Below are 24,779 nucleotides of genomic sequence, written 5' to 3' on the forward strand. Positions count from 1 at the left end.
GCCAAGGCCGGGCGGCACATCCGCCCGGCCTGCCGCCGCTCGCTGCCCGTTCGTCAATCCATTACCAGCTCACGCCTGACGAGAACGGCGCTGTTACGCGGCACCACCTCGCGCCCCCTGGCCAGCAGATAGCTGCGGGTAAACGCTGCCCCGAACAGCAGAATGAGGGATGAGTAGTAAACCCACAGCAGGATCATGACCACCGAACCGGCGGCCCCGTAGGTCGAGGCGGTAGCGGTATAGGCCAGATAGGAGGCGATCGCACTACGCCCGATGGCGAACAGCAGCGCGGTGACCACGGCCCCCAGCAGCACGTCCCGCCAGCTCAGCACCACGTCGGGCAGAACCTTGAAGATGGTGGCGAACAGCGCCGTGATCACGGCCATGGCAACCAGGAACTCGGCGCCGGCCGTCAGAGCGCCGAGCAGCGGCATGGCATCGCCCACCGCCTGCAGCATGGCACGAATCATGATCCCCACCAGCAGCGACACCAGCAGGATGAAGCCGATCGCCAGTACCACGGCGAGCGACAGCAGGCGCTGCTTGAGAAATATCAGCACGCTGTTGCGGCTGGGCTTGGCCGTCACGCCCCAGATGGTGTTGAGCGAGAACTGCATCTGTGCGAACACCGTAGTCGCCCCCACCAGTAGGCCACCGACACCCAGCAACGTCGGCAGGATACCCGCCTGCTCGATGCGTGACGCCGCCACCGCCTGCTCCACCGCCCGCGCCGCCTCCTCACCCAGGGTGCCCTGCAATTGAGCGACGATCTGCCCTTGGGCGGCATCCTCACCGAAGACGATGCCGATCACGGCGACGGCAATGATTACCGTCGGCGCAAGCGAGAAGAGCGTGTAGAAAGCCAGCGAGCCGGCATAGCTGAACGCATTGCGCTCCAGCCATAGAGAGATCGCTTGCTGAAGGGTATTCCACCAGAACCGGATCGAGAACCTGTGCACGACGCCTCCTTCGCCTTTGGCCACCATTTCAGCATACGCTACTGAAAGCCACCTGTCGGCACGCGACCCGCGTTGCAGCCCCGGCCTCCCCGCGCCCATAATGGTGCGCCCAGCCACCAGCCAAGGAAGCGCGATGAGCGATACCGATCACGAATTCGACTGCCTGGTATTCATCGGACGTTTTCAGCCGCCGCACCTGGGACATCTGGCGGTGATCAACGAGGCCCTGCGTCATGCGCGACAGGTCATCGTGCTGGTGGGATCGGCCTGGCAGGCGCGCTCGCTGCGCAACCCCTGGCGTTTCGACGAACGCCAGGCGCTGCTGCGCAGCTGCTTCGACGAAGAGGAGAATGCGCGCCTCGAGATCGTGCCGCTGCTGGATGCGCTCTACAACGACGACGTCTGGGTACGTGACGTACAGCGCAAGGTACGCGACATCGCAGGCCACCATCACGCCCGCCTGCCGCGCATCGGTCTGATCGGCGCCAGTCGCGGCCAGTCGAGCTACTATCTTTCGCTGTTTCCCCAGTGGGAATCGGTCAGCGTGCCGCTGGTCGACGGCATTTCCGCCAGCCAGATCCGCGAGCGGCTGTTCCGCTCCCCCTCCTCCACCGAGGACTACCTCAGCACCGGAGCGACGCACGACCTGCCGCCCGGCGTCTGCGAGGCGCTGCGGGATTTCGCCGACAGCGAGGCACACCTGCAGTTGATGGAGGAGCAGAAACTGCTGGAGCAGTACCGCCAGGCCTGGGCCAACGCCCCTTACCCCCCTATCTTCGTCACGGTGAACGCCGTGGTGGTGCAGTCGGGCCACGTGCTGCTGGTGCGGCGTACCGCCGCCCCAGGGAAAGGCCTGCTGGCGCTGCCCGGCGGCTTCATCAACCCCCATGAGCGCCTGCTCGACGCCTGCCTGCGCGAGCTGCGCGAGCGGGTCAGGCTCAAGGTGCCGGAGCCGGTGCTCAAGGGCTCACTGCGCGGGCAGCGGCTGTTCGACGAGCCCCACCGCAGCTGGCGCGGGCGCACCCTGGCCGAGGCCTTCTACTTCGCCCTGCGCCCCGATCAGCAGCTGCCCCAGCTCAAACCGGTCAAGGGCGGCGACCACGCACGCTGGGTACCGCTGGCCGAACTCGAGCCGGACAGCCTGTTCGAGGACCACTTCTTCATCATTCAGAATTTTCTCGGCCTGCCGGCCGATTTCGGCGGGATCTAAGCCTGGAGAAAGTCGCGAGGCAACTTCATCATCTGCCGCCACAACTTCTCGACCCCCGGCTTGTGCACCAGCGAGCAGCGATAGAGACGGATCTCCAGCGGTACGTCCCACTGCTCACCACCGGCGCGCACCAGCTTGCCGCTCTTGAGCTCTTCGCGCACGCAGAAGTCGGGGATCCAGGCCAGCCCCACGCCCTGCAGCACCATGCCCTTGAGCCCTTCCGCCATGGCGGTTTCGTAGACGGTGCGCAGGCGCAGGCGCAGCGGATCGTTCTTGAGCAGCATGCGCACGCTGCGCCCCAGAAAGGCCCCCTGGGTGTAGGCCAGATAGGGGATCGTCTCCTTGCTGTCGAGGCTGAAGCGCGGCCGCCCCTTGGCATCGGGAACACTGATGGGCAGCATCTTGACCTGACCGATGGAGAACGAAGGGAACACTTCCGCATCGAGCTGCATCGTCGCGTATGGGTCATGGTAGGCCAGCATCAGATCGCAGTTGCCCTCGCGCAGCACGTGGATCGCCTCGCCCACGTTCATGGCCACGAGCCGCGTAGGCAGCTCGCCCAGACCTTCCTGGAGCCGCGAGATCCACTCGGGGTAGAAGCTCAGTGCCAGGGAGTGGGCGGCGACAATGTCCAGCGCCTCGCGCGCCATGGAAACGCCGCGCAGATGCCCCAGGCACTCGTTGAGCTGTTCCACCAGATTACGCGCCGTGACCAGGAACAGCTGGCCTTCCGGGGTCAGGTTGATGGGCGTGGTGGAGCGGTCGACGAGGGTCACGCCCACGGCCTGTTCCAGGGCGCGAATCCGGCGACTGAAGGCGGGCTGAGTGACATGGCGCTGCCGGGCGGAGGCGGAGAAGCTGCGGGTATTGGCCAAGGCCACGAAATCTTCCAGCCATTTTGTCTCGAGGTTCACCGGGACTCCCGCTCACAGCCATCGCGAATCAAGTTGGGTGCCCTGCACAAGACTCCGAAAAGAGAGAATGTTAGGCGTTGCCTAATTTACCCCAGCTGCCCACTGAACCCAAGCGACTTCGGCAACACTCGGGCGACGACGGAGCGCTACTGAATGGGCGCCGTGAGATAGGCCGCCCGGGAGATGAGCTTGCTCCACAGGGGGCGGTTCTGCAGCTCGTCGTAGCCGATACGACGGCAGTCGGCGAAGTCGCGCTCCAGCATCAGACGCACCTGGGCGGCAAAACGCCGGTCGGGAATGAAGGCGGTGATCTCGAAGTTCAGACGAAACGAGCGGTTGTCGAGATTGACCGTGCCCACCGATGCCGCACTGTCATCGATGAGAATCACCTTCTGGTGCAGGAAACCCGGCTGGTAGCGGTAGACCTTGACCCCGGCCCGCACCATGTCGGGCAAGAACGAGAATGCCGAGAGGTAAATGAGCAGATGATCGGGATGCTCGGGCATCATGATGCGCACGTCGACGCCACGCATGGCGGCGAGCCGCAGCGCATCCTGCACGCCCTGATCGGGTACGAAATAGGGGCTCGTGACCCACAGCCTCTCGTGCGCACTGTGGATGGCATGCTGCACCAGCAGGCTGGCCGTCTCCTGGCGGTCGGCAGGCCCCGAGGGCACGATCACCACGTTGTGGCACTCCTCGCAGGTGACGTGCGGCTCCCAGCTCAGATTGAGCACCGCCCCCGTGGCCCAGTGCCAATCCTCCCAGAACGCCTCCTGCAGCCCCAGCACGCTGGGGCCGGTGAGCTTGAGATGGGTATCGCGCCAGGGGCCGTGCCGCGGATGCTGGCCCAGATACTCCACCCCGACGTTGAAACCGCCCAGCCAACCCTCGTTGCCATCGACGACGAGGATCTTGCGGTGGTTGCGGAAATTGAGCTGGAAGCGATGCTTGAAGCCCCGTGAGGAACGGAACGCGCTGACCTCAACGCCCCCCTCCTTCAGCTCATGCAGATAGCCTTCGGAAAGCTTGCGACTGCCGACTTCGTCGAACAGGAAATAGACCCTGACCCCGCGCTGCGCGGCGCGCAGCATGTGCTCCTTGAGTCGATGCCCCAACGCGTCGTTGCGCACGATGAAGAACTGGATCAGCACGTAGTCGCGAGCGGAGTCGATTCCGGCGAACAGGCTGTCGAACGTCGCCTTGCCGTCGATCAGCAGCTCGGCCTGATTGCCGCTGGTCAACGGCATCATGGCCAGCTGCTCCACGGCTCGGATATCGGGGTTGCGGGTATAGGCCAGGAACGGCTCCAGCCGCTCCCGATAGCGGGCGAGAATTCGCCGCAGCACGGTATCGCGCTCGCCGCGGGCGGAAACGTAGCCGTAGAAGCGCGGGCGTCCGAAGATCCAGTAGGCAGGTACCGCCAGGTAGGGAAAGGTGACGAGAGAGATGATCCAGGCCACGGCCCCCTGCGAGGTGCGACTGGAAAGGAGTGCCAGGACCGCCGACACGAAGCCCAGCAGATGTACCATGAATATCGCCAGGCCGAAAAGCCAGGATGCCATGATCTCTCCCTGAAAAAACAACAATCTGAAGCATACCTCAGACGACATCGGCCCCGCCAGTTGGCGGGGCCGTTTGCCTACATAACGAGATATTTCGTACCGATATCACGCGCGCTCGGCGATGATCTCCTTCCACTTGGCGGGGCCGGTCTGATGCACCGAGGTGCCCTGGCTGTCCACCGCCACGGTGACCGGCATGTCCTCGACCTCGAACTCGTAGATCGCTTCCATGCCCAGGTCGGCGAAGCCCACCACGCGGGACTTCTTGATCGCCTGGGCCACCAGGTAGGCGGAGCCGCCCACGGCCATCAGATAGACCGCCTTGTTGTCGCGGATCGCCTCGATGGCGGCCGGGCCGCGCTCGGCCTTGCCCACCATGCCCAACAGGCCGGTCTCTTCCAGCATGGTGCGGGTGAACTTGTCCATCCGCGTGGCAGTGGTCGGACCGGCCGGGCCGACCACCTCGTCGCGCACCGGATCCACCGGACCGACGTAGTAGATGAAGCGGCCCTTGAGGTCGACCGGCAGCGCCTCGCCCTTGGCGATCATGTCGACCATGCGCTTGTGGGCGGCATCGCGGCCGGTGAGCAGCTTGCCGTTGAGCAGCAGGGTATCGCCCGGCTGCCAGGTCTGCACCTCTTCCGGGGTGACCGTGTCCAGGTTCACGCGCTTGACGTTGTCACCCGCCTCGCGGGTGATCTCCGGCCAGTCTTCCAGCTTGGGCACCGGCAGTGCCGCCGGGCCGGAACCGTCCAGGGTGAAGTGCGCATGACGGGTGGCGGCGCAGTTGGGGATGATCGCCACCGGCTTGTTGGCGGCGTGGGTCGGGTAGTCCTTGACCTTGATGTCGAGCACCGTGGTCAGGCCGCCCAGGCCCTGGGCGCCGATACCGCTCTTGTTGACCTTGTCGAACAGCTCCAGGCGCAGCTCCTCGGCACGGTTGGACGCGCCGCGCGCCTGCAGCTCCTGGATGTCGATGGGATCGAGCAGCGCCTCCTTGGCGATCTCCATGGCCTTCTCGGCGGTACCGCCGATGCCGATGCCGAGCATGCCGGGCGGACACCAGCCGGCGCCCATCTTGGGCAGCTGCTCGAGCACCCAGTCGACCACGCTGTCCGACGGGTTGAGCATGGCGAACTTGGACTTCGCCTCGCTGCCGCCGCCCTTGGCCGCCACGTGGACCTCGACCTTGTCGCCGGGCACGATCTTGTGATGGATGATCGCCGGCGTGTTGTCGCCGGTGTTCTTGCGGGCGCCGTCCGGATCGGCCAGCACCGAGGCGCGCAGCACGTTGTCGGGCAGCTGGTAGGCACGACGCACGCCCTCGTTGATCATGTCGTCGAGGCTCATCTCGGCGTCCCAGCGCACGTTCATGCCCACATGCACGAACACGGTGACGATGCCGGTGTCCTGACAGATCGGACGGTGGCCCATGGCGCACATGCGCGAATTGATCAGAATCTGGGCGATGGCGTCCTTGGCCGCCGGGTTCTCCTCCCGCTCGTACGCCGCCGCCATGGCGTCGATGAAATCCTTGGGATGGTAGTAGGAGATGTACTGCAGGGCGTCGGCGACGCTCTGGATCAAATCGTCCTGGCGGATCACGGTCATGTGCAAGGAACTCCTCGGCAGTGTCGGCATGCCCGCTTCTGGATTCGCAAGCGCGAAGCGGCGGGTTCGAACGGGGGCGAATTATACCGTATCGCGGCCTGCTAGACAGGTTCATGCCGCCAAGGTCGAACCCTGTTGGTAATGGCTCGAGAAGATAACGGTATAAATGCCAGATCGATTTGTCGCCCTGAACCACCACCTCTACGCTAGCTGTTAGTCAGTCATGGACTCATGGAACGTAGCGTCACGATCAAGGAGCCGATCATGCAACCCACCGTGTCCGATTTCCTCGTCTCCCGCCTGCGCGAATGGGGTGTGGAGCGGCTGTACGGCTACTCAGGCGACGGCATCAACGGCGTGATGTCCGCCCTGCGCCGCGCCGACGGCAATCCCCGCCTCATCCAGCCCCGCCACGAGGAAGTGGCGGCCTTCATGGCCTGTGCGCATGCCAAGTTCAGCGATGAGGTCGGCGTCTGCGTGGCCACCTCCGGCCCTGGCGCGGTGCACCTGCTCAACGGCCTCTACGATGCGCGCAAGGACCACATGCCCACCGTGGCCATCGTCGGTCAGCAGGCGCGCAAGAGCCTGGGCACCGACTATCAGCAGGAACTCGACCTGATGGCGCTGTTCAAGGACGTCGCCAGCGAGTACGTGCAGATGGTCACCGAGCCGGCTCAGGCCCGTCACGTCATCGACCAGGCCATGCGTATCGCCATCGCCCGACGCACCGTGACCTGCGTGATCCTGCCCAACGACGTGCAGGACCTGCCCATGGAAGATCCGCCCAGGGAACATGGCGCGGTATTCTCCGGCGTCGGCTACCAGTTTCCCCAGCAGTTGCCCGAGCCCGCCGACCTGGACGCCGCCGCGGAGATTCTGAAGTCCGGCAAGAAGGTCGCCATCCTGGCCGGCGCCGGGGTCAAGCATGCGGTGGACGAGCTGATCCGCGTGGCCGACCTGACCGGTGCCGGCATCGCCAAGGCGATACTGGCCAAGACCATGGTGCCCGACGACCTGCCCGGCGTGACCGGTTCCATCGGCCTGCTCGGTACCGAAGCCAGCGACCGCATGATGAGGGAGTGCGACACCCTGCTGATGGTGGGCACGCGCTTCCCCTATGTGGAATTCCTGCCCGAACCGGGTCAGGCCCGGGCCATTCAGATCGACGTGGTACCGGAAGCCCTGGGCGTGCGCTACCCCACCGAGGTCAACCTGCATGGCGACGCCGGCGCCACCTTGGCAGCGCTGGCCGAACGCCTCAAGCGCAAGCGCAACAGCAAGTGGCGCAAGCAGGTGCAGGGCTGGATCGACGACTGGTGGGAGAAGACCGAGGCGCGTGCCGCCACCGAGGCCACGCCGATCAACCCGCAGCTCGTGTTCCAGCGCCTTTCGCCACGCCTGCCGGACGACGTCATGCTCACCTGCGACGTGGGCAGCGCCACCAACTGGTATGCGCGCAACCTGAAGATCCGTCGCGGCATGCTGGGCTCCGTTTCCGGCGGACTGGCCTCGATGGGCAACGGCGTGCCCTACCTGGTCGCCGCCAAGTTCTGCCACCCTAGCCGCCCTGCCATCGCGCTGGTCGGCGACGGCGCCATGCAGATGCTGGGCAACAATGCCCTGATCACCCTGGCCAAGTACTGGCAGGAGTGGGAAGACCCGCGCTGCATCGTGCTGGTGCTCAACAACCACGACCTTAGCCAGGTGACCTGGGAGCAACGGGTGATGGAGGGCGACCCCAAGTTCGATACCTCTCAGGAGCTGCCCGAGTTCCGCTACGACCAGTACGCCGAGCTGCTCGGCTTCAAGGGCCTGGTCATGCGCGAGCCCGACGACGTCGACCGGGTATGGGACGAGGCCCTCGCCGCCGACCGCCCGGTGGTGATCAACGCCTATACCGACGGCGACATCGCTCCCCTGCCCCCGCACATCGAGTTCGAGCAGGCCAAGAACTACCTGGCCTCGATGCTCAAGGGCGATTCCAGCGGGCTGCACAGTGCCAAGCTCTCGGCCAAGCAGATGGGCCGCTCGCTGTTCAGACGCAAGAAGTGACACCCAGCCAGCGGACACACCCGATCCGGCCCCCGCTCATGGCCGTCTGACAAGGCGGCATGGCCGGGCCACGGCACTCGCCGCTTGCGCCGACGTCGGACACGATGATAACGGTATAAACACTAGCGCTATAAATCGTTCAATCGGGCTGGCAGCTCGGGCAGAGATAGAGCCGACGCGAGGCGACCATCCGTCGCTCGATCGGCGTGCCGCAGGCGTGACACGGCCTGCCGTCGCGCTCGAACACGGCAAAGCGACTGAGCCGACGGCTCTCGCCGTGCCGCCTGGCGGCGACCGCCCACTCGGCGCGGTTGGTCACGCCGGCCTGTTCGTAGGCCTGTCGGGTCACGGCAAGGATGGTACGCGCCAGCTCTTGCAGTCGCACGGCGCTCAGGTCGGCGACCCGGGCCGTGGGTGGCAGCCCGGCGAAGAAAAGAATCTCGGAGCGCAGGTAGTTGCCGATGCCGGCGAAAGGTGCCTGATCGAGCAGCAACCCGCCTAGCCGACGGCGCACGAAGCGCGGCTCGCTCAAACGCGCCACGGCCTGCTCCGGCGTGACCCCGTGGGTCAGCAGGTCGGGGCCGAGACGGGAGAGAAACGGATGCTCGGCGAGCCGCTCGGCCGGCCACAGCGAGACGTCCGAGGCGCTGTAGAGGCTGGCCGAGCGCCCTTCCGCCGTCAGCCGTACGCGCAGCGAGCGCTCGGTATCGGGCTCGCGTTCAGCGTCGTGGAGCTTCCATACGCCATAGAGCTGGTTGTGGCTGTAGAGCACGCGACCGTCGTCGAAGCGGGTCAGCAATGCCTTGCCCCAGCTGTCCACCGCCGTGACCTCTCGCCCCACCAGCGAGTCGGCCTCGGCGGCCAGTTCGGGGAAGGCGAACCACACGGACTCCAGCCGCCTGCCGGCTAGCTGCTCGTGCAGACGGTCGGCGGCACGGCGAATCTCAGGGCCTTCGGGCATCGTTGCTCCGATTCAGAATAATGCGGGAACGCAGCGAGAGGCGCCGGGGACAGCGCCCCCTCATAGCCCTGTCGACGGAAAGCCTCGAGCGGGCGGACTACCCAAGCGCCAGCTGCCGCTCCTTGAGTTCATGCAGCCGGTCACGCAGCCTGGCCGCCTCCTCGAACTCCAGGTTCTGGGCCGCCTCGAACATGGCGTCCTCGACCCGGGAGACCTCCTTGGCCAGATCGGTCGGCGAGAGCTCGTTGAGGTCGTAGATCGCCGCACCCTCGGCCACCTTGCGCTCGCTGCGCCGCCCCTTGCCCTTGCGTCCCGGCGCCTGCGCCGCCTCCATGATGTCGGCTACCGAGCGGGTCACGGTGGTGGGCGTGATGCCGTGCTTCTCGTTGTGGGCGATCTGCTTGGCCCGGCGCCGCTCGGTCTCGTCGATGGCGCGGCGCATGGAGTCGGTCGTTCGGTCGGCATAGAGGATCGCCTTGCCGTGGGCGTTGCGCGCTGCCCGGCCGATGGTCTGGATCAGCGAGCGCTCGTTGCGCAGGAAGCCCTCCTTGTCCGCATCGAGGATCGCCACCAGCGAGACCTCGGGAATGTCGAGCCCCTCGCGCAGCAGGTTGATGCCCACCAGCACGTCGAAGTTGCCCAGGCGCAGGTCGCGGATGATCTCGACCCGCTCCACGGTGTCGATGTCGGAGTGCAGGTAGCGCACCCTCACGTCGTGCTCGTCGAGATACTCGGTGAGATCCTCCGCCATGCGCTTGGTCAGGGTGGTGACCAGCACCCGCTCGCCCACTTCGGTACGCAGGCGGATCTCGGAGAGCAGATCGTCGACCTGGGTCGAGGCCGGGCGTACCTCGATCTCCGGGTCGACCAGCCCGGTGGGGCGCACCACCTGCTCCACCACCTGGCCGGCATGTTCGGCCTCGTAGGGGCCCGGCGTGGCCGAGACGAAGATCGTCTGCGGGCAGATGCTCTCCCACTCCTCGAAGGTCATCGGACGGTTGTCCAGCGCCGAGGGCAGGCGGAAGCCGTACTCCACCAGCGTCTCCTTGCGCGAGCGGTCGCCCTTGTACATGCCGCCCACCTGAGGAACGCTGACGTGGGATTCGTCGATGAACAGCAGCGCGTCGTCGGGCAGGTAGTCGAAGAAGGTGGGCGGCGGCTCGCCGGGATTGCGGCCGGAGAGGTAGCGCGAGTAGTTCTCGATGCCGTTGCAGTAGCCCAGCTCGTTCATCATCTCCAGGTCGTAGAGGGTACGCTGCTCGAGCCGCTGCGCCTCCACCAGACGGTCGTTCTTGCGCAGCCATTCGAGGCGCTCGACCAGCTCGACCTTGATCGCCTCGGCGGCCGAGATGATCGTCTCCCGCGGCGTCACGTAGTGGCTCTTGGGATAGATCGTCATGCGCGGCACCTCGCCGCGGGTTTCGCCGGTGAGCGGATCGAACAGGCGAATCGAATCGATCTCGTCGCCGAACAGCTCCACCCGTACCGCCTCCTCGTCGGAATCGGCCGGATAGATGTCGATCACGTCGCCGCGCACCCGGTAGGTAGCGCGTTTGAAGTCCATGTCGTTGCGGGTGTACTGCAGCTCCGCCAGCCGCCGCAGGAAGCTGCGCTGATCGATCAGCTCGCCGCGGGTGAAGTGCAGGCGCATCTTCAGGTACTGGTCAGGATCGCCCAGGCCGTAGATCGCCGATACCGAGACCACGATCAGCGCATCGCGCCGCTCGAGCAGTGCCTTGGTCGCCGAGAGCCGCATCTGCTCGATGTGCTCGTTGATCGAGGCGTCCTTCTCGATGAAGGTGTCCGACGAGGGGACGTACGCCTCCGGCTGGTAGTAGTCGTAATAGGAGACGAAATACTCGATGGCGTTGTCGGGGAAGAACGACTTGAACTCGCCATAGAGCTGGGCGGCCAGGGTCTTGTTGGGCGCCATGACGATGGTGGGGCGCTGCAGCCGCTCCACCACGTTGGCCATGGTGAAGGTCTTGCCCGAGCCGGTCACGCCGAGCAGGGTCTGATGGGCCAGGCCCGCTTCCAGTCCCTTCACCAGGCTCTCGATGGCGGTTGGCTGATCGCCGGCGGGCTTGAACTTCGAATTGAGGCGAAACGGCTTGCTCATCGCGACTCCAGGCATGCAGCAGGCGCCCTGGGGCGCCTGCTGTCTCAGTGGTTCGTCTTGGTCCGTGCATCAGGTCCATGCATCAAGACCGTGCATCAAGACCGTGCATCAAGACCGTGCATCAAGACCGTGCATCAGTAGCACGTCTCGGTACTGCAGCTCCGTGAGTATAGGAGCGCGGCGGCCATCATGCCGCGTCGACGGTACTGCGCGTGGTGACTTCCACGGTGGCACTGGTCATGAGGCGGTGGATGGGGCACTTGTGGCTGATCTCCTCCAGCCGCAGGCGCTGCGCCTCGTCCTCGATGCCGTGAAAGGTCATCACCACTTCGAGTCGGTAAATGCCCTTGCGTTCCTCGCTGACGTCGCGATTGACCCTGACGCTGACGCCCTCCAGCGGCCACTGCTTGCGCTGGGCGTACATCTGCGCCGTGATCGCCTTGCAGGCCCCGAGCGAGAGATCGAAGTAGTCGTGGGGGTCAGGGGCGCTCTCCTCGCCGCCGAAGGCCTTGGGCACGTCGACATAAAGATCCTCGAAGCCCGCTATCCGCACCCGCTGGCGCAAGATACGATTCCGCTCGCTGACGATTTCGATGGTCTCTTTCATTATACGCTCCGCTCTGAAGCTGAATGGGGGCTACTTGACCTGGATGGGCAGCTTGAGCGCCTCGACGGCACGGATCAGCGCCTCGCGACTGACGCGACCTTCCACCTCGGCACCGTGGCGCCCCACCTCGGCGCTCTCCACCCCATCCACCATCATCAGGGCGGTGGTGATGCGATTCACCTGCTCGGCGTTTTCCACACCGGTGAAATCGAGCGACTGATGCGGCATGCATGACTCCCTACCGTGGAATAAGGTAATAAGCAGTCTAACATGAGCGTTGCGGTGCGACACCGCTTGCAATCTGCCCTCGCCGCCCGCATACCGACGATATATCCCCGACATGACGACCTGGAGCCACAGGCATAATGAGTGATTGGACAACTGCCCTGGAGGGGCGCCGTACGAGCGATTCACGGGTCGAGTTCGAGGTCGGCGAGCCGGACCATCGGGCCGCGGCGAAGGCCAAGGTGACGCCGCTCGTCCACCTCGCCGTACTCGACGTGGTCGGCACGGGTGCCGACAAGTTGCTGCAGGGACAGACCAGCGCTCAGGTCGAGCTGGCCAAGGGCGGCTTCGCGCCCTTGACCTGCTTCTGCAACGCCAAGGGGCGCATGCTGGCCAACGCCCAGCTGCTGCGCGTCAGCCCCGAGCGCTACCGTCTGATCCTGCACCGTGACCTGGTGGAGCCGCTGCGCGATCACCTGAAGAAATTCGCCCCGTTCTACAAGAGCGAGCTCAGCGTTCGCGACGACCTGGCCCTGCTGGGCTTGATCGGCGCCGACGCAGCGGCCGTCGCGGCCAGGCATCTCGACATTGCAGCCCCCAGCCTCTGGCACCAGGCCGGCGACGCGGAGCGCCAGCTGCTGGCTCATCCCGGACCGCAGCCACGCGTGCTGATCTGCCTGCCCCGGGAGCAGGCCGCCGCAACGGCCAGCGCCTTGGCCGAAGAAGCGCCCCTGGTCGGCAACGCCGAGTGGTGCCTGCAGGACATACGGGCCGGGCTCGCCTGGCTCACCGCCGCCCACCAGGACGCCCTGCTACCGCAGATGATCAACTGGGAGGCGCTGGGTGGCATCAGCTTCAAGAAGGGCTGCTATACCGGTCAGGAAGTGGTGGCTCGTGCGCACTTCCGCGGCCAGGTGAAGAAGCGTCTGGCCCACTGTCGGCTCGAGGGTGAGCCGTTGCCGGAACTGGGCAGCACCATCGTCGACGAGAATGGCAAGAACGCTGGCGAGGTGATCGCTGCGGAGCGAGACAACGAGGGTGGCGTCGAGCTGCTCGCCGTGCTCACCACCCGAGAGGAGATGGGCCCGCTCAGCATAGAGGGCAGGAGCGTGACCCTGCTGCCTCTGCCCTACCCGATTGAAAGGCTCGATCCGGAGAGTCTGGCCCAGGCCGGCGCCTAAGCCACACCCTCGCCCAGGTCCAAGCCGAAGACTCGCCCGGCGGTCGCCGTGCTCTGTGCGGCGACCAACTCGGACGTCTCGCCGCGGAGCTTGGCCACCATCTCGCACACCTGAACGATTCGGGCAGGCTCGTTGCGCTGCCCCTGGTAGCCGCACAGCGGCATGTCGGGGCTGTCGGTCTCCAGCACGAAGCCGTCCTCGGGCAGGCTCTTCACCGCCCGCCACAGGCGCTGGGCGCGCTCGTAGGTGACTGCACCGCCCAGCCCCACCACGAAGCCGAGATCGAGGAACTTCCAGGCCTGGTCCGGCGAGCCGGCGAAGGCGTGAATCAAACCACCCGCCGGCAGATCGAGCTGGCGCAGGCGCTTGGAGACCTTGTCGTTGGCATGCACGCAGTGGATCACCACCGGCAGCCGGCGCGCCTTGGCCAGACGCAGCTGGGCATCGAACAGCTGCCACTGGTCGTCGAGGGTCTCCTCGAAGCGCGCATCGATGCCGCACTCGCCCAGCGCCCGCACCTCGGGGTGCTCATCCAGCAAGCGAGCCAGCGCCTCGACGTCGTCTGCGCCGTGTTCGTGCATGAAATAAGGGTGCAAGCCCAGGCTGACGTGCACGTCGTCACGCTCGCCCAGCGCCAGCACGGCGGGCCACCTCTCACGGGTCGTGCCCGGCACCAGGAAATGGCCGACACCGGCCGCCCTGGCACGTTCGAACATCGCCTCGCGGTCGTCGTCGAAGGCCTCGAAGTCGAGGTGGCAGTGGGCATCTATCAACATCCGTGTCGTACTCCCTTGCGCGGCAGAGGCCACGCCGGCGCCCGAGTCACTCCGGCGCGGGCTGGGTGGCAGGCAGCTGCGATGTACAGGCCGGGCAGCGCGTGGCCGGCAGCGGGATCTTGCTCAGGCAGTAAGGACACTCCTTAACCGTCGGCGCCGCCGCCGTCTCCTGCGGATAGGCCAGATTCTTGAGCCGGTTGATGTTGCGGATCAACAGGAAGGTGGCAAAGGCGACGATCAGAAAAGAGAGCATCGCATTGAAGAACAGGCCGTAGTTCAGGGTTACCGCCCCCGCCGCCTGAGCCTGCTCGAGAGTATGGTAGATCCCGCCATCCGGCCCGTCACGCAGCACCAGGAACTGGTTGGCGAAATTCATCCCGCCGGTCACCAGGCCGATCAGCGGGGTGAAGACATCACTCACCAGACTGTTGACGATGGAGGTGAAGGCGGCGCCGATGATGATACCCACCGCCATGTCGACCACATTGCCCTTGACCGCGAACTCGCGGAACTCCTTCAACATCTTCGACGCCATGGTACCCCCCCTATGCGGCGGGGAAACGCCGCCCGAACAGCGTTGACTCAGTGCTCCCGGGTAGCCGCGAAACGGATCTCCGGCCAGCGTTCCTGGGTCATCTGCAGGTTGACCCTCGTTGGTGCAATGTAGGTCAGGTAGCCACCGCCATCCAGCGCCAGGTTGGCGCTCGCCTTGCGCTTGAACTCCTCGAGCTTCTTGGCGTCGTCGCAGTAGATCCAGCGCGCGGTCTGCACGTTGACCGGCTCGTAGACGCAGTCGACCTTGTACTCCTCCTTGAGCCGGTGAGCGACCACGTCGAACTGCAGGGTGCCGACGGCGCCGAGGATCAAGTCGTTGTTGTCCAGCGGCTGGAACAGCTGGGTCGCGCCCTCCTCGGAGAGCTGCTGCAGGCCCTTCTGCAGCGCCTTGAGCTTGAGCGGATCCTTCAGTTGCACGCGCTTGAACAGCTCCGGGGCGAAGTGCGGAATGCCGGTGAAGCGCATGTCCTCGCCCATGGTGAAGGTATCGCCGATCTGGATGGTGCCGTGGTTGTGCAGGCCGATGATGTCGCCGGGCCAGGCCTCCTCGACGTGGGCGCGGTCGGAGGCCATGAAAGTCAGGGCGTCGGCGATCTTGACGTCCTTGCCGATGCGCACGTGGCGCATCTTCATGTTCTTCTCGTACTTGCCCGAGCAGACCCGCAGGAAGGCGATGCGGTCACGGTGCTTGGGGTCCATGTTGGCCTGGATCTTGAAAACGAAGCCGGTGAAGCGGCTGTCGTTGGCCTCGACGGTGCGCGTATCGGTCTCGCGGGGCTGCGGCGGCGGCGCATACTCGACGAAGCCGTCGAGCATCTCGCGTACGCCGAAGTTGCCCATGGCGGTACCGAAATAGACCGGCGTGAGCTCGCCGCGGCGATAGGCCTCGAGATCGAACTCATGAGAGGCGCCGCGCACCAGCTCCACCTCCATGCGCAGCTCCTCGGCCGCTTCCGCGCCGAGCACCGCGTCGACCTCGGGGTTGTCGAGCCCCTCGATGCGCTTGTCGTCGGGAATGCGGCTGCCCTGCCCCTGGGTGTAGAGATGAATCACGTCGTTGTAGAGGTGATAGACCCCCTTGAAGTGACGCCCCATGCCGATCGGCCAGGTCATCGGCGCACACTGGATGTCGAGCACCGTCTCCACCTCGTCCATCACCTCGATGGGATCGCGGATGTCGCGGTCCATCTTGTTGACGAAGGTGAGGATCGGCGTGGTACGCAGACGGCACACCTCCATCAGCTTGATGGTGCGCTCCTCGACGCCCTTGGCGCCGTCGATGACCATCAGCGCCGAGTCCACTGCCGTCAGCGTGCGGTAGGTATCCTCGGAGAAGTCCTCGTGACCCGGGGTGTCGAGCAGATTGACCATGCGCCCGCCGTAGGGGAACTGCATCACCGAGGTGGTCACGGAGATGCCCCGCTCCTGCTCCATCTTCATCCAGTCGGAGGTGGCGTGGCGGTCGTTGCGCTTGCTCTTCACCGAGCCGGCGAGCTGGATGGCGTTTCCGAACAGCAGCATCTTCTCGGTGATGGTGGTCTTGCCCGCGTCGGGGTGCGAGATGATCGCAAAGGTTCTACGCAGCCCGACTTCGCGGGCCAGATCGGCGTCTGACATCAGTCTCGAATTCGTCTTGAGGCACCCAGCGGTGCGTGAATGAGCAGTGGAGCGCATTCTACGGCTTTGCCCCGCCCAGTTGTAGGGCAGCGGCGCCGAAAGCTGAGGCGAAGGCCGCCCACCCTGCCCGCCGCACGGCACGACGAGGTATCATGTGGGCGGATTCATCGCTGGAGCCCCCATGCCAACCGCCCCGCCCCTGCCGCTATCCACCCCCAGCCGCAACCTGGTGCGTCTGACCCTGGTGCGCGGCATCACCTGGACCGGCTTTCTGATCGCCGCCATCGTCGGCGTCGAGCTGCTGCATTTCGAGATCGAAGTGGCGGCGGTGATCGGGGTGATCGTCTGCATGGGGCTGGTCAACCTCTTCACCTGGTGGCGCCTGGGCCGCCAGTGGGCGGTCAGCCACACCGAGTACGTGCTGCATCTGCTGGCCGACACCATCGGCCTGACCCTGCTGTTCTACCTCACCGGCGGCTCCAGCAACCCCTTCATCAACTACTACCTGGTGCCGGTCACCATCGCCGCCGCCACCCTGCCCTGGCGCTACGCCTGGATCATCGCCAGCGCCGCCATGGGGTCGTACACGCTGCTGATGTGGGTCTATCACCCGGTGCCCCAGTTCGCCCACTACTACGACGCCGTCGGGGTCAATCTCCACATCCTCGGCATGTGGATCAACTTCGGTCTCTCCGCGGGCCTGGTGACCTTCTTCATCTACAAGATGGCCCACGCCCTGCGCAGCCGTGAGCAGGCCCTCTCCCAGACCCGGGAAGCGGCGTTGCGCAACGAGCAGATCGTGGCGGTGGCCACTCAGGCCGCCGGCACCGCCCATGAGCTGGGCACACCGCTGTCGACCATGGCGGTGCTGCTCAGCGAGATGCGTGAAAGTGCCAAGGACGATCCCGAACTGACCGAGGACATCGAGCTGCTGCGCCGCCAGGTCGACGTGTGCAAGTCGCGCCTGCGCCACCTGGTGGAAAGCACCGACCGCAGGCGCATGGCCGAACCCGAGGTGTGCGATGCTCGGGAGTGGCTTAAGGGCGTCGTGCAGCGCTGGCTGGTGCTGCGCCCTGACGTCAGCCACCGTCTGGAGATCGCCGAGCAGCGCGGCACGCCCTGGCTCAAGGTCGACACCACGCTGGATCAGGCCATCACCAATCTGCTCAACAACGCTGCCGACGCCAACCCCGACGACGTCAGCATTCGCCTCGACTGGAACGACGACGAGGCGATCATCGACATTCGCGACCATGGGCCCGGCGTCAGCCTGGAGATCGCCGACCAGTTGGGCGAGACTTTCGTTTCGACCAAGAGCAAGGGGCTGGGCATCGGCCTGTTCCTGACCCACGCCACCATCAACCGCTTCGGCGGCGGCGTAAGTCTGTATAATCATCCTGACGGGGGAACGCTGACCGAAGTGATCCTGCCGCACAGCGAGCCCTGAGCGACGAGGACGCCATGCAAGACGCCGAAACACGCCTGCTGATCGTCGATGACGACGAAATGTTCTGTCACGTGCTGTCACGCGCCCTGGGCAGGCGCGGATACGAGGTGCTGGTGGCCCACGACGCGGAGCAGGCGCTGAGCCTGGCCCGCCGCCACCGCCCCGAGCTGGCCACCCTGGACCTCAAGCTGGAGCACAGCTCGGGCCTGAAGCTGCTGCCCGAGCTGCTCGATGCCGTACCCAACTGCCGCATCGTGGTGCTGACGGGCTACTCGAGCATCGCCACCGCCGTGGAAGCGATCAAGCTCGGCGCCGTCAACTATCTGTGCAAACCGGCCGATGCCGACGAGATCCTCGCTGCCCTCGACCAGCAGCAGGGCGATCCGGATGCCGAGGTGGCGGAATCGCCGCCCTCGATCAACCGCATCGCCTGGGAGCACATCCAGAAGGTGTTGCAGGAGCACGACGGCAACATCTCCGCCACCGCCCGCGCCCTGGGCATGCACCGCCGCACCCTGCAACGCAAGCTGCAGAAACGCCCGGTGCGGCGGTAGTTCTAGTCCAGTAAGGCCCTGCCCCGGCTTAGCGCCACCCAGGCAAGCGGCGCCGGGGACAGGTCGTAGCGGAGGTTATTTGCCAGGGAAGGCAAATATAGCGCCCAGGGATGGGTTCACAGCGCCTCCGCGAGACCTGTCGCCGGAAAGGCCGCGAGCGTATGTCACTGGGCCGTCCAACCCAGATCAATATTCCAGCTCGAGCCCGTTACCGCGCCTGCCGCATCCGAGGCCAGGTAGGCCACCAGCGCCGACACTTCCTCGGGATCGATCAGGCGCTTCACCGCGGCATTCTTGAGCATGATCTGCTCGACCACGTCCTGCTCGTCCATGTTGTGCAGCCGGGCCTGATCGGCGATCTGGTTCTCCACCAGCGGTGTCTTTACGTAGGCCGGGCAGATGGCGTTGGCGGTGATGCCCTGGGGGCCGCCCTCCAGCGCCGCCGTCTTGGTCAGCCCGATCATGCCGTGCTTGGCACTGATGTAGGCCGACTTGCCCGGCGAGGCGACCTGGGCATGCACCGAGGCGATATTGACGATACGCCCCCAGCCGTTCTCACGCATGGACGGCCATACGGCCTGGGTCAGCAGGAAAGGCGCCGTCAGCATCAGATCGATGATCTGGCGCCACTTGGCCTCGGGAAAGTCCTCGATGGGCGAGACGTGCTGAATTCCGGCGTTGTTGACCAGGATGTCGACCTTGCCGAAACGCTTGATCGCCTCCGCCACGGCCGCCTTGCACGCCTCGCCGTCGCTGAGATCGGCCTGGAAGAACGCCGCACCCACGGCATCGGCCTTGGCCCTGGCCTGCTCGTTGAAATCCACGGCCAGCACCTGGTGACCGAGCTCGCGAAACTGGTGCACCACGGCCTCACCGATGCCGCTGGCGGTTCCCGTTACCAAGGCGACGCGTGGCACGGTAGCGGTTGCATTGCTCATGGGTAAATCCTTCTACATGACGATGGAAGACCTGATCCCCAGCATAAGCCGGGGGTCGCGGCCACGACCAGCCCACCGGAAGTCTTACGCTTTGCCAGTGGGGGTCATGACCTTTTCCATCAGCCGCTGAGCCAGACGGCTGCCTTCCTCACGGGATTCCAGGTCGCTCAGGTCGTCGAGCAGCTCGCAGCGCCACAGCCAGAGATCCGCCTCCAGCACTTCGGCAACGAAGGGATAGCGGCCCGAGGGCAGATCGAAGGCCCGCCGCTCGCCCTCGGCGGGCGCCCGCGCACTGGAGAAGGCGGGAAACAGCACCAGCGACAGCGAGACGGGGCTGACCAGGGCCCCCACCAGGTAGTCGCGCCCGACGGACGCCTCGCCGTGATCGGGGCTGGCCTGAAAGCACAGCGCATCGACATCCAGCAGCGGATTGGCGGTCGGTGTCGCTTCGAGTGCGGCACCCTGTCGTCGCCGCCAGGCCTCGGCCATCTCGTTCAGGCGCCGGTACTGCTCGGGCGTCGGGGCCAGCATGGCATGCTCCTTTCCAGGTAGGTGGATACGGGCAGGTGAAGGCAGGCGCCCCGTTCGGCAGAACGCCTCATCGCTGCTATTCTGGCAGGTCCATGCGCGACGAGGAATGCCCATGCTCCCCCAGCAGCGTCTCGAACTTGCCATCGACATCGCCCGGGAAGCCGGCGAGAAAATCGTGGCGGCCAGGCACGGCCAGGCCTTCAATCAGCGTCTCAAGAACGGCCAGGAGCTGGTCACCGACGTGGACGTGGCCGTGGATACCCTGATCAGCGAGCGCCTGGAGGCCAGCCTGCCCGGCGAACAGCGGCTGAGCGAAGAGCTGACACCCGACCGCGAAGTGATGAGCACGGCCGAGTCGCTGTGGGTCATCGATCCCATCGACGGTACCGTCAACTTCGCGCACGGCCTGCGTCACGTGGCCGTTTCCATCGCCTGGGTCAGCGAAGGCAAGACGCGCCTCGGCGTGGTGCATGCGCCATTTCTCGGCGAAACCTATACCGCCCTCTACGGCCAGGGCGCCTGGTGCAACGGCAAGCCGATTCATGCCAGCCGCACGGGCAACCTGCAGCGTTGCCTGGTCGCCACCGGCTTCCCCTACCGGCGCGACAGCCGCCCGCCGCTGATGCGCCGCCTGATGGCCGTGCTGGAGCACTGTCAGGACGTGCGCCGCAACGGCTCCGCCGCCCTCGATCTGTGCGACGTGGCCTGCGGCCGTCTGGATGCCTACTACGAGAGCGTTTCGCCCTGGGACTTCGCCGCCGGCGTGCTGATCGCCCGCGAGGCCGGGGCCCGTACCGGCCATCTCTACCCCTGCCCCAAGGGCATTCCGGAAGATCTCTACGGCGAGAACATACTGGTCAGCGCACCCGAGATTCACGCCGAGTTGGGGGATCTGCTGCGCGCCGCCGACGCCAACGAACTCCGCTATGACTGAACTTGGCGTTGCCGCGGCAATAGCACGTCCCAATCGTGTCGCTAGCAGCGCCCTATTGGCCCCGACAGCTCTCATCCGTCACAATGTCGCCAGACAAAACACCTTCAGGAGACATCTTCTATGTTCGTGGTCATCTTCGGTCGTCCCGGCTGCCCCTTCTGCGTGCGTGCCCAGGACCTCGCCCAGCGCCTGGAAAGCGCCAACGTGATCGAAGGACACCGCTACGTGGACATCTGGGCCGAAGGCATCAGCAAGGCCGACCTGGAGAAGACCATCGGCAAACCGGTGTCGACCGTACCCCAGATCTTCATCGACCAGAACCATGTCGGCGGCTTCACCGAATTCGACCAGTACGTGCGCGACAATGCCCTGATGGCATGAGCCTGCCGAACGCCGGCGCCGGTGCGATACCGGCCCGGCGCTAGCGTTCAATTCCCGTTTAACGTTCCCCCCGCGTTGAAAGCCGTTCCTGGCCAGCCCCTATACTGAAGTCCAATACGAGGCGCATCCGGACAAAGGAACCGCACGATGCAACGGGAAGAATTCCTGCAGCAACTCTGGCTCGATTACATTCACCATCATCCCGATGTGGGAATGCTTCGCCTGTGGCCGACGGATGCACCGGTCGAATACCTGACCCTGCTCACGCTCAGCCAGCCTCCCTTCAGCACGCAGGACCTGCTGCCGACGCTGGGCCACCTCGGCTACCGCCCCGTGCACCGCTATGCCATGGCCGATCGCGGCTTGCTGGTGTGCCTGCTGGCACCGCCGGAAGACGGCACCTGGCTGGTGCTGGCAGAACTCCAGCTCGGCACGCTGTCGCGGGAACCGCGGGAAAGGCTGACCGAGCTGGTGAGTCGGACCCATCCCCAGGACACCCGCGGCAAGAACCTGCTGTGCCGCGGGCGTCCCTGGGCCATGCCCAACTGGAACGACTACCTCACGCTCCACGATGCCCACCCGCTGGCGGCCTGGATTGCCGTGATGGGGCCCAGTGTGCATCACGCCGGTTTCGACTGCGAACGACTGGGCAGCCGCTTCGAGCTGCTCGACGATGCTCTTGCGGCTGCCGGACTCGAAGGCAGCGAAGAGCGCCAGCACGGCATCTTCCCGGTATCGCCACTGCTCGAGTACCGCTTCTATCCGACCTGTTCGCAGCGTCTGGCCTTCGCCGAAGGAGACGAGCACCGGATCTGCCTGGGCGGCCTGGCCCTGATGCAGAAGCGCCTGAGCAGCGACCACGAGCGTGCCGTGGAGCTCCTGCTGCCCCACCACACCCGCTGCGAGATCACCTGAGGGCTCGCCTGCGTTATCCACAGAAATTGTGGATAACGCTGTGCAAGACAGCGTGACAAGCGGCAACATTCCGATAGCGGCGCGCTTTGCTTGAGCTGGTCATAAATTCATCACCCCCCAGCAATGAAAAGGCCCGAGCCCTGAATGAGGACTCGAGCCTGGTAGCGCAGCCGAACCGACCGGCATCGCCGATCGGTTCGAGCACGTTGCTGGGCTGCTGGCGCGTCAGTCGAAGGTCATTTCCGGCACGTGGTCGGGCACGATCAGCTTGCCGGCGGTATTCTCGACGATCTCCTCCACGCTCACACCCGGGGCGCGCTCCTTGAGGACGAAGGCGCCGTTCTCGATCTCCAGGTAAGCGAGATCGGTGAGCACGCGGTTGATGCAGCCGGCGCCGGTCAGCGGCAGCGTGCACTTCTCGAGCAGTTTGGATTCGCCGTGCTTGGAGGCATGGGTCATGGTGCAGATGATGTTCTCAGCACCCGCCACCAGATCCATGGCGCCGCCCATGCCCTTGATCAGCTTGCCGGGCACCATCCACGAGGCGATGTTGCCCTCCTGGTCCACCTCGAAGGCGCCGAGCACGGTCAGGTCGACATGGCCGCCACGGATCATGGCGAAGGATTCCGCAGAATTGAAGATGGCCGCTCCGGGGCGGGCCGTCACAGTCTGCTTGCCGGCATTGATCATGTCCGGATCGACCTCGTCCTCGGTGGGGAAGCGCCCCATGCCGAGCAGGCCGTTTTCCGATTGCAGCATCACGTCGATGCCTTCCGGTACGTAATTGGCCACCAGTGTGGGAATGCCGATCCCCAGGTTGACGTAGAAACCGTCCTTGAGCTCTTGCGCCACGCGCTGTGCCATCTGTTCGCGAGTCAGTGCCATCTTGTTTGCCTCTTGTGTTCGGTGGAGAAGCGATACGATCGATGCCGGTCACTGCCGGCTGCGGCGGTGCCGGCGGCTCAGCCTTCGCGCACCGTGCGCTTCTCGATACGCTTCTCGAAGGTGCCCTGGATGATGCGGTCGACGTAGATACCCGGCGTATGGATCTGGTCGGGGCGCAGCTCGCCCGGCTCGACGATCTCCTCGACCTCCACCACGGTGATCTTGCCGCAGGTGGCGGCCAGCGGGTTGAAGTTCTGCGCCGTGTCGCGATACACCACGTTGCCGTAGCGGTCGGCCTTCCAGCCCTTGACGATGGCGAAATCGGCGTGGAACGCTTCCTCGAGGATGTAATGGCGACCGTTGAACTCGCGCACCTCCTTGCCCTCGCCGATCGGCGTGCCGTAGCCGGTCGCCGTATAGAAGGCGGGAATGCCGGCGCCGCCGGCGCGCATCTTCTCGGCCAGGGTGCCCTGCGGGGTCAGGATGACTTCGATCTCTTCGTTGAGCATCTGCTGCTCGAACAGGGCATTCTCACCTACGTAGGAGGCGTAGAAGCGCTTGATCTGCTTGTCTTCCAGCAGCAGGCCCAGGCCGAATCCGTCGACGCCGCAGTTGTTGGAGATGACGGTCAGATCCTTGACGCCGCGACGCTTGACCTCGGCAATCAGGTTCTCCGGGATCCCGCACAGGCCGAAGCCGCCGGCTACCAGGGTCATGCCGCTTTCGATGCCGTCCATCGCTTCTTCGTAGGAATACACGCGCTTGTCGAAACCTGACATCGCAAAGCCTCGTCTTGTTGTGAAGTGGTCAAATGAAAGTACCTGACCAGTGTTGACCCCGCCAATATATTTGTTAAGTTTGTTTTTCTTATCAATTGATTTGAACAACTTATAAAACGGGCGACACAACATGACCATCAAGCAGCTACGCGCCTTCCTGGCCGTGGCGCAAACGCTCAGTTTCACCCAGGCCTGCGAACGGCTGCATCTGTCACAGCCGGCCCTGAGCCTGGCCATCAAGGGGCTCGAGGAGACCCTGGGTGGGCCGCTGCTGATTCGCAGCACCCGCAGCGTACGGCTGACTCCCGAAGGCGAGACCCTGCTGCCACTGGCCAAGCGCCTGCTGGCCGACTGGGACAATGCCGAAGAGCTGCTGCGCCAACGCTTCACGCTGCAGCTCGGTCGGGTGGCACTGGCCGCCATGCCCTCCATCGCCTGCAATCGGTTGCCGCGTGCATTGCGCCGTTTTCGCCTGCGCTTTCCCCGGGTCAACGTCACCGTGCATGACGTGATCAACGAGCAGGTAATCGACATGGTGCGCCAACGCCAGGTCGAGCTCGGCATCGCCTTCGAGCCGGAAACCCGCGAAGGCATCGACTTCCTGCCGCTATTCGACGACACCTTCGTCGCGGTCCTGCCGCCGGATTCGCCCCTGGCAGAGGCCGAGTCGGTCGACTGGAAGGCACTGCTGGCCCACGACTTCATCACGCTGCAGCGCCCTTCCATGGTACGCATCCTGCTGGAGCAGGCCCTGGCCAGACAGCAGTCGGAGCTGCCGGTGGCGTTCGAGAGCCATCAGCTGGCCACGGTGGGCCGCATGGTGGCCAGCGGGCTCGGCGTCAGCGCCGTACCCTCGCTGTGTCGCGAACAGATGCATGAGCTCGGCGCTCGCTGCGTGCCGCTGTTCGAGCCGCAGATCAGGCGCACCGTGGGCATCGTGCTGGGCGCCGGCCAGGAACTCTCCATCGCCGCACGGGCGCTGCACGAAGTGCTGCAGACGACGCTCTGCGAGTCGCCACCCACATAATGTAGCGCTGGGCAGCATGAGCACTATCCATTAGCA

24 protein-coding genes are annotated in these 24,779 nt (G+C 65.2%); 9 read left to right on the forward strand and 15 right to left on the reverse strand.

The features are described 5' to 3' along the window. Nucleotides 1-53 precede the first annotated feature (53 nt). Nucleotides 54-986 carry a YihY/virulence factor BrkB family protein gene (locus C4S71_RS01785; protein WP_086511352.1) on the reverse strand — a complete coding sequence of 311 codons (933 nt, stop codon included), beginning with the start codon at nt 984-986 and terminating at the stop codon, nt 54-56. 106 nt (nt 987-1,092) lie between these two features. On the opposite strand from C4S71_RS01785, the gene C4S71_RS01790 reads away from it, so the two are divergent. Then, nucleotides 1,093-2,169 (forward strand): bifunctional nicotinamide-nucleotide adenylyltransferase/Nudix hydroxylase, encoded by a 1,077-nt coding sequence (locus C4S71_RS01790; protein ID WP_086511353.1) that lies wholly within the window; start codon nt 1,093-1,095, stop codon nt 2,167-2,169. Here the strand turns inward: C4S71_RS01790 and C4S71_RS01795 are convergent. From C4S71_RS01795 to C4S71_RS01805, 3 genes are all read right to left on the reverse strand, one after another. Continuing rightward, the gene (locus tag C4S71_RS01795) at nt 2,166-3,083 is read right to left on the reverse strand and encodes a LysR substrate-binding domain-containing protein (protein ID WP_103967996.1); all 918 of its coding nucleotides are present in this window, start codon (nt 3,081-3,083) and stop codon (nt 2,166-2,168) included. The two genes, C4S71_RS01790 and C4S71_RS01795, sit on opposite strands and share 4 nt — an antisense overlap. Nucleotides 3,084-3,229: 146 nt before the next feature. Then, a complete protein-coding gene (gene cls / locus C4S71_RS01800) occupies nt 3,230-4,648 on the reverse strand; it encodes a cardiolipin synthase (protein WP_103967997.1) in 1,419 nt (472 codons plus the stop codon). Nucleotides 4,649-4,753: 105 nt separating this feature from the next. Continuing rightward, complete coding sequence (locus C4S71_RS01805; RefSeq protein WP_086511356.1) at nt 4,754-6,259, reverse strand: fumarate hydratase; 1,506 nt, start codon at nt 6,257-6,259, stop codon at nt 4,754-4,756. Between the two features lie 264 nt (nt 6,260-6,523). Between C4S71_RS01805 and C4S71_RS01810 the strand changes: the two genes are divergently transcribed. Then, nucleotides 6,524-8,311: a thiamine pyrophosphate-requiring protein gene (locus C4S71_RS01810; RefSeq protein ID WP_103967998.1), complete on the forward strand. Its 1,788-nt coding sequence runs from the start codon at nt 6,524-6,526 to the stop codon at nt 8,309-8,311. A 139-nt stretch (nt 8,312-8,450) separates the two neighbouring features. Here C4S71_RS01810 and nei read toward each other — a convergent pair whose 3' ends face one another. The 4 genes from nei to C4S71_RS01830 form a co-directional block, all read right to left on the reverse strand. Next, nucleotides 8,451-9,272 carry an endonuclease VIII gene (gene nei / locus C4S71_RS01815; RefSeq protein ID WP_103967999.1) on the reverse strand — a complete coding sequence of 274 codons (822 nt, stop codon included), beginning with the start codon at nt 9,270-9,272 and terminating at the stop codon, nt 8,451-8,453. A 97-nt stretch (nt 9,273-9,369) separates the two neighbouring features. After that, complete coding sequence (gene uvrB / locus C4S71_RS01820; RefSeq protein ID WP_086511359.1) at nt 9,370-11,391, reverse strand: excinuclease ABC subunit UvrB; 2,022 nt, start codon at nt 11,389-11,391, stop codon at nt 9,370-9,372. Nucleotides 11,392-11,578: 187 nt separating this feature from the next. Continuing rightward, complete coding sequence (locus C4S71_RS01825) at nt 11,579-11,998, reverse strand: OsmC family protein (protein ID WP_010628638.1); 420 nt, start codon at nt 11,996-11,998, stop codon at nt 11,579-11,581. Between the two features lie 30 nt (nt 11,999-12,028). Continuing rightward, a complete protein-coding gene (locus C4S71_RS01830; protein ID WP_103968000.1) occupies nt 12,029-12,226 on the reverse strand; it encodes a hypothetical protein in 198 nt (65 codons plus the stop codon). A 137-nt stretch (nt 12,227-12,363) separates the two neighbouring features. Between C4S71_RS01830 and ygfZ the strand changes: the two genes are divergently transcribed. Then, on the forward strand, nt 12,364-13,404 hold the full coding sequence (gene ygfZ, locus C4S71_RS01835) for a CAF17-like 4Fe-4S cluster assembly/insertion protein YgfZ (RefSeq protein WP_103968001.1): 1,041 nt from the start codon (nt 12,364-12,366) through the stop codon (nt 13,402-13,404). On the opposite strand, the gene C4S71_RS01840 is transcribed toward ygfZ, so the two are convergent. Genes C4S71_RS01840 through prfC form a run of 3 tightly spaced genes read right to left on the reverse strand, consistent with a single transcriptional unit; the run spans nt 13,401 to nt 16,352 of the window. Beyond that, nucleotides 13,401-14,180: a TatD family hydrolase gene (locus tag C4S71_RS01840; protein ID WP_103968002.1), complete on the reverse strand. Its 780-nt coding sequence runs from the start codon at nt 14,178-14,180 to the stop codon at nt 13,401-13,403. The two genes, ygfZ and C4S71_RS01840, sit on opposite strands and share 4 nt — an antisense overlap. 46 nt (nt 14,181-14,226) lie before the next feature. Then, nucleotides 14,227-14,715 (reverse strand): large conductance mechanosensitive channel protein MscL, encoded by a 489-nt coding sequence (gene mscL / locus C4S71_RS01845; protein ID WP_200825208.1) that lies wholly within the window; start codon nt 14,713-14,715, stop codon nt 14,227-14,229. A gap of 47 nt (nt 14,716-14,762) precedes the next feature. Continuing rightward, nucleotides 14,763-16,352, reverse strand: a complete 1,590-nt coding sequence (gene prfC, locus C4S71_RS01850) for a peptide chain release factor 3 (RefSeq protein ID WP_103968004.1) — start codon at nt 16,350-16,352, stop codon at nt 14,763-14,765. A 181-nt stretch (nt 16,353-16,533) separates the two neighbouring features. Between prfC and C4S71_RS01855 the strand changes: the two genes are divergently transcribed. Together C4S71_RS01855 and C4S71_RS01860 are read left to right on the forward strand one after the other, a co-directional pair. After that, nucleotides 16,534-17,799, forward strand: coding sequence for an ATP-binding protein (locus C4S71_RS01855; RefSeq protein WP_086511366.1), 1,266 nt, complete (start codon nt 16,534-16,536; stop codon nt 17,797-17,799). Nucleotides 17,800-17,813: 14 nt separating this feature from the next. After that, nucleotides 17,814-18,353: a response regulator transcription factor gene (locus C4S71_RS01860; RefSeq protein WP_086511367.1), complete on the forward strand. Its 540-nt coding sequence runs from the start codon at nt 17,814-17,816 to the stop codon at nt 18,351-18,353. A gap of 164 nt (nt 18,354-18,517) precedes the next feature. Here C4S71_RS01860 and C4S71_RS01865 read toward each other — a convergent pair whose 3' ends face one another. Both C4S71_RS01865 and hybE read right to left on the reverse strand, forming a co-directional pair. Next, nucleotides 18,518-19,291 (reverse strand): 3-hydroxybutyrate dehydrogenase, encoded by a 774-nt coding sequence (locus C4S71_RS01865; RefSeq protein WP_086511368.1) that lies wholly within the window; start codon nt 19,289-19,291, stop codon nt 18,518-18,520. Nucleotides 19,292-19,375: 84 nt separating this feature from the next. Next, nucleotides 19,376-19,822 carry a [NiFe]-hydrogenase assembly chaperone HybE gene (gene hybE, locus C4S71_RS01870; protein WP_160113343.1) on the reverse strand — a complete coding sequence of 149 codons (447 nt, stop codon included), beginning with the start codon at nt 19,820-19,822 and terminating at the stop codon, nt 19,376-19,378. Between the two features lie 112 nt (nt 19,823-19,934). Between hybE and C4S71_RS01875 the strand changes: the two genes are divergently transcribed. The 3 genes from C4S71_RS01875 (at nt 19,935) to C4S71_RS01885 (ending at nt 22,052) form a co-directional block, all read left to right on the forward strand. Further along, nucleotides 19,935-20,756 carry an inositol monophosphatase family protein gene (locus tag C4S71_RS01875; protein WP_086511370.1) on the forward strand — a complete coding sequence of 274 codons (822 nt, stop codon included), beginning with the start codon at nt 19,935-19,937 and terminating at the stop codon, nt 20,754-20,756. A gap of 120 nt (nt 20,757-20,876) precedes the next feature. Next, nucleotides 20,877-21,137, forward strand: a complete 261-nt coding sequence (locus tag C4S71_RS01880) for a GrxA family glutaredoxin (RefSeq protein WP_086511371.1) — start codon at nt 20,877-20,879, stop codon at nt 21,135-21,137. A 147-nt stretch (nt 21,138-21,284) separates the two neighbouring features. Next, nucleotides 21,285-22,052 (forward strand): VOC family protein, encoded by a 768-nt coding sequence (locus C4S71_RS01885; protein ID WP_086511372.1) that lies wholly within the window; start codon nt 21,285-21,287, stop codon nt 22,050-22,052. Nucleotides 22,053-22,277: 225 nt separating this feature from the next. Here C4S71_RS01885 and C4S71_RS01890 read toward each other — a convergent pair whose 3' ends face one another. Continuing rightward, a complete protein-coding gene (locus C4S71_RS01890) occupies nt 22,278-22,937 on the reverse strand; it encodes a CoA transferase subunit B (protein ID WP_103968006.1) in 660 nt (219 codons plus the stop codon). A gap of 77 nt (nt 22,938-23,014) precedes the next feature. Next, the gene (locus tag C4S71_RS01895; protein ID WP_103968007.1) at nt 23,015-23,716 is read right to left on the reverse strand and encodes a CoA transferase subunit A; all 702 of its coding nucleotides are present in this window, start codon (nt 23,714-23,716) and stop codon (nt 23,015-23,017) included. A gap of 130 nt (nt 23,717-23,846) precedes the next feature. Between C4S71_RS01895 and C4S71_RS01900 the strand changes: the two genes are divergently transcribed. Then, nucleotides 23,847-24,743 carry a LysR family transcriptional regulator gene (locus C4S71_RS01900; RefSeq protein WP_103968008.1) on the forward strand — a complete coding sequence of 299 codons (897 nt, stop codon included), beginning with the start codon at nt 23,847-23,849 and terminating at the stop codon, nt 24,741-24,743. The last annotated feature ends 36 nt before the right edge of the window (nt 24,744-24,779 follow it).

The sequence above is a fragment of the Billgrantia desiderata genome (genome assembly GCF_900108215.1).
Taxonomy (GTDB): domain Bacteria; phylum Pseudomonadota; class Gammaproteobacteria; order Pseudomonadales; family Halomonadaceae; genus Halomonas; species Halomonas desiderata.